Annotated in this window: 4 protein-coding genes and 3 tRNA genes; 1 reads left to right on the top strand and 6 read right to left on the bottom strand. The window is 42.8% G+C overall.

What is annotated here, in order from left to right; translation table 11 throughout:
* The 6 genes from B3763_RS07500 to B3763_RS07475 form a co-directional block, all read right to left on the bottom strand.
* Nucleotides 1-1,180 (bottom strand): RtcB family protein (locus B3763_RS07500; RefSeq protein ID WP_286745319.1); only part of this gene is annotated, 1,180 nt, incomplete at its 3' end.
* A complete protein-coding gene (locus B3763_RS07495) occupies nucleotides 1,162-1,686 on the bottom strand; it encodes a hypothetical protein (RefSeq protein ID WP_286745317.1) in 525 nt (174 codons plus the stop codon). The genes B3763_RS07500 and B3763_RS07495, both read right to left, overlap by 19 nt.
* A 104-nt stretch (nucleotides 1,687-1,790) precedes the next feature.
* Nucleotides 1,791-2,288, bottom strand: coding sequence for a tetratricopeptide repeat protein (locus B3763_RS07490; protein ID WP_286745315.1), 498 nt, complete (start codon nucleotides 2,286-2,288; stop codon nucleotides 1,791-1,793).
* A gap of 70 nt (nucleotides 2,289-2,358) precedes the next feature.
* Nucleotides 2,359-2,441 (bottom strand) — tRNA-Tyr (locus B3763_RS07485).
* A gap of 293 nt (nucleotides 2,442-2,734) precedes the next feature.
* Nucleotides 2,735-2,808, bottom strand: a tRNA-Ile gene (locus tag B3763_RS07480).
* A 5-nt stretch (nucleotides 2,809-2,813) separates the two neighbouring features.
* Nucleotides 2,814-2,884, bottom strand: a tRNA-Cys gene (locus tag B3763_RS07475).
* A gap of 619 nt (nucleotides 2,885-3,503) precedes the next feature.
* On the opposite strand from B3763_RS07475, the gene B3763_RS07470 reads away from it, so the two are divergent.
* Nucleotides 3,504-4,361 carry a TraB/GumN family protein gene (locus tag B3763_RS07470; protein WP_286745314.1) on the top strand — a complete coding sequence of 286 codons (858 nt, stop codon included), beginning with the start codon at nucleotides 3,504-3,506 and terminating at the stop codon, nucleotides 4,359-4,361.
* Nucleotides 4,362-4,561: the final 200 nt, after the last annotated feature.

Here is a 4,561-nt window from a genome sequence, read left to right as displayed (position 1 = left end):
CGTGCGAAGCCGAATTGATGGAATCCACATTCCCCTTGCCTTTTACAATAAAGCCTGGTGAAGTCATTGAGCCAGGAATTATTCCCAACACCCCTTCGCCTGCAGGGGTAGCACCTTTTCTATGCACAATGATCTCGTTTCCATCTGCATCTCGCTCTTTCCAGGCAAAGTTGTGGTGGTTTTCGATCAGTGCCAATGGTTGCTCACCCAGGGCCGCAGCGAGCCTATCGTGGATTTGGTGGTGGCATGCCGAGGCATAGTCACCTGCCAAATTCATGGCTTGCCAGTATTCCTGACCCGCTTCGGAATCTAAATCCAACCAGGCCAGATGTTTGGCTTCTCCCGGTAACTTGGTCATATCCATGGCCAGCTTGGTGTAATGTCTCGCGATATTCGCACCAAGTCCCCTCGATCCCGAATGGGAGAGTACCGACAGATACTTGCCAACCGGCAGGTTGAATTCATTGATCTCCGAGTGGATTTCAGTAATACCGAACTCCACAAAGTGGTTGCCACCTCCGGAAGATCCAATTTGCTTCCAGGCCGTGTCTTTCAATGATTTCAAGATGTTGATTTCATTGAAAAGCCCTCTATCTAACACCTCATGGTCTTTTGGCCTTTTAAATACCGCCTGACCGAATTTGGTGTTCTCCATTAACATGTCCTTCAAAGCTTCTGTGTTTTGATGCACAAAAGCAGGAGGGATGTCATACATGGTCATACACATTCTACAGCCAATGTCTACGCCAACTCCATAAGGGATCACTGCATTTTCAGTAGCCAATACACCGCCAATTGGCAGTCCGTAGCCCTGGTGTGCATCGGGCATTAGTGCACCGTATTTAGTCACCGGCAATTTCATGGCAATCTCCATTTGGTTGATTGCTCCTTGCTCAATGCCGTCTGCCCCATATATATGATATGGTATGCGCTTTTCCCTCAAAGCCAGTGTTTCATTGTGCTCAGTTTTGATGATCAGGGCCATCGCTACCGGACCCCAAGCCTCGTGTTTTAAATAAAGACCTGGGTTTTCGACCACCTTTTTCAACATGGCTTTTTTATGTAGTATGGATTTGCCCTTGTAATGCTCATCCATGGCCTTGATGGCTTCGCCAATGGCTCTACCTTCAGGGAATCCGAGCTTTCTCAGGTCTTTTCCGCTTAATTTTCTCGTTGCCATAATTTCCAACGTTTCTTCAATCGTTTATACTTATTTCGCTTGATGTGGTCTTTCAGGTCGTCCACATCGTAGTTGTCAAGGGCTTGCATCATGCCTTTTCGGTATAAGGCAATAGCCTTCTTAAACTGACCCTGAGCCTCTGCTGCCTTGCCTAGGTTTTCATAAGCAAAGGTTTTATTAAAGCCTTCCACCTTGATGGCCTTTAGCATAAGTTTTTCCAGACCCGGGTACTTCTCATTATCCAGATAGAGCTGTGCCAGGTTGTCGTATGCATTTCTGTAATCTGGCTTAAATTTTATTGCCAGCAAATAATGCTGTTCAGCTCCCGCTTTATCATCAAGGCCGTATTGAAGTAGGCAAGCCATTCTAAAATGAAGTTTGGCACTACCAGGTTCTTCACACAATCCTCTCTCAAACCATCTTTTGGCCTCATCATCTTGGCCATTATCTATAGCTTGATCTGCCATCTGAATAATACTTTCTATGTATTCTTCGTAAATGTCCATTTTTGTCTTATTTGTAACCCCTTAGTTTTCCGGATATCTCTCACATGAGGAGCGAATTTTAACACTCCCCCATGACTGGAGGAGTGAACGCAGGTAAGGAGTTGCTACCACAGCAAAATCAATCGCTTTGCTCGACATCTTTTGATGTTTGTCCTGATCACTTGCATCTCATGATCGTTCAAACTCCATTTCAAAGCAGCTTTGTAGTGCTTTACCGCTTTTCTACTTTTTCCGTGGACCTCTTCAATCCTGCCTAACTCGTTGTAGATAAAGGCAAAGTCTACTCCTGGAATAGTTTTAGCTTTTTCCAGAATGTTTCGCTGTTCTTCAAAACGCTTTGCATCGAAAAGGAAGTGGGTCATGTGAATGTACACCGCACTGTAGTTTGGTGAATATTTCATAGCCAACTTCAAGTGCCTTTCGGCCTTTTCTAAGTCTCGCAAATGGTTCAGGTACAACCAGCCTAAGTGGTTGTGAGCCTTACCGAAACATGGCTCTTCAACCAGAGCCGCCAGCAGATAACTTTCGCCTTCAAGCCATTCCTGTCTCTCGAAGGCACTTTCTGCATCTAAAATGTAATTCTCTAATGCATAAGCAGTCATGGCCTATTCATTTATTGTTAAACATGGATTGAAGCGACCATCGCTTCAATGAGACTTCATTGAAGTCTTGTGGAAATGGTAGGATTCGAACCTACTCAGCCTGAGGCACTGGTTTTACAGACCAGCATAACTCTCCTTCGTTATCGCATTTCCATTGAGGTCATTGTTCCTTCCAATTGGCACTCAACCAATATTCCGGTTCAACGACCTGCTATTTGCATTGGAGCTTTTTCAAACATCACAGTCCGAACGAAAGACTGCTTGAGGGCTTTAACCCTGCCTGCGGCAGGCAGGCTCTCTCCAAGTTGAGGAGACGCTCGTTCTGCCTCTCCTTTAGCTTCTTGACCCCTTTGTCCTGCGGACATTTCCCCTTGGTAAGGGGAAAGAGGAAGGGGAGTCTTCATCATCAGTGATCTATTACTGCCACTGAACTACGGTATCATTTGTCGGCCCACGGGGACTTGAACCCCGAACCACCAGCTTATAAGACTGGCACTCTGACCTGTTGAGCTATGGGCCGTTTTGAGTCGGGAACCGGATTCGAACCGGTGATGTCAGTTTTGCAGACTGAAGCCTTGCCACTTGGCTATCCCGACAATAAAAAAAGCCCGGCCTTATGCAGACCGGGCTTTTCAATGCCGTGTATACGGAATTGTCAAGTCATATTCTTCCCGATCTTATTTTGCAAAAGACATATTTCACCCAGGCCAAAATCACTGTGATTTGGATAGGCTGCCGGTGATAGCCATGTAACCTCTAAGCGTATACTGTTCTTTTGCATTTTCAAATTCATTTAAACAAAAAACCCGAACCAATTGGCCCGGGTTTCTAAGTGTCTTTATACTTAAGCTTAACTTATATTCCGGAACCGTAGCACATCACAATCATTGTAACCCAATGTTTCCATTGGTTGTATACTGCTGATATGTGATAATAGTGCTTTCATTTCTTGTGTGGCACAAAGGTAGAAAAAGAGATTTTAAATTTGCAAGTGTCTGTAAATCGGAGGTCAAATTACTTCTCTATATATAAAAAAAGTTAAGTTACTGAAAATCAGAAGTTTAATTTGAGGGAAAAAATTAAAAAAAGATTGAATACAAGTAAAAATTCGTAAAACCGTTTAAGCAATTATTTAAATGAATCATGACTTTTAGCCAGAAGGGAGAACGGTTCTTGTGAAAGCTTACTATAATGCATCACAATTAAAGTCAGACCATGAAGCAGTTGTTCACTCTATTTTTACTGTTTTTCGTTTTAACTAAGGCTCAGGCTCAAACCTCGGTTTGGAGAGTTAGTTCAGGGGAAAATGAAATTTACCTTGCAGGTTCTATCCATTTGCTAAAAGAGTCGGATTACCCGCTTCCAAAAGAGTTTGATATTGCTTTTAATAAGTCCCAGAAGGTTGTCTTTGAGACGGATATTGACAAGTTAAATGATCCTCAGATTGCTCAAGTTTTGCTTTCTAAGGCCATGATACCTGATAATAAAACTCTGAAAGATGTTTTGAGTGAGGAGGTCTATAAAAAGTTGGAACAGGAGTGTAGTAAACTGTCAATTCCGCTGGCTTCTCTTTCCAGGTTTAAGCCTTCTATGGTTATAGTAACCATGTCCGGAATCAAGCTCCAACAAATGGGCGTTACCGCAGATGGTGTTGACCAACATTTTCATAAGAAAGCTAAGGAGCATGAAAAGACTTTGGGGTTTTTAGAAACTGTTGAGGAGCAACTTGATATACTCACTAGCATGGGCGAAGGAAGCGAAGATAGTTTTGTTAACTATTCTTTAGAGGACATGGACGATATGGAGTCTGCGATGGATGAAATGACGGAAAACTGGAGAAATGGCTCCTCAGACCTGATGATTACTCAGTTAACCGAAATGAAGAATGAGTATCCGGATATATACAAATCCATCATGGTGGATAGGAATAATAATTGGATACCCCAGATTGAAGGGTTTATAAATGATGAATTAATTGAATTCGTAATTGTCGGTGCACTTCATCTGCATGGTCCAGATGGCCTTTTAAACATGCTAAAAGCAAAAGGATATAAGGTTGAACAACTTCAATAGGTTGCACACCAACCCATTCCAAAAAAGGGGTAGCTACTTTACAATGGCTACCCCTTTTTATCTTTTAGGTCTTGAGGTTTATAATATTATAGGGTTATTCATTTAGATCACATTCGTTAGATCCAGTATACTAGCCACAAGCTGTGCCCTCACAGCGTCTTTTAACAGCCATTTGTGAAGACACAAATGGAGGCAAGATT

Source organism: Roseivirga sp. UBA1976, assembly GCF_002336325.1.
Lineage (GTDB): Bacteria > Bacteroidota > Bacteroidia > Cytophagales > Cyclobacteriaceae > Roseivirga > Roseivirga thermotolerans.
Note: the sequence above shows the minus strand (reverse complement) of the source record. Positions and strands in the feature narration are given on the sequence as shown.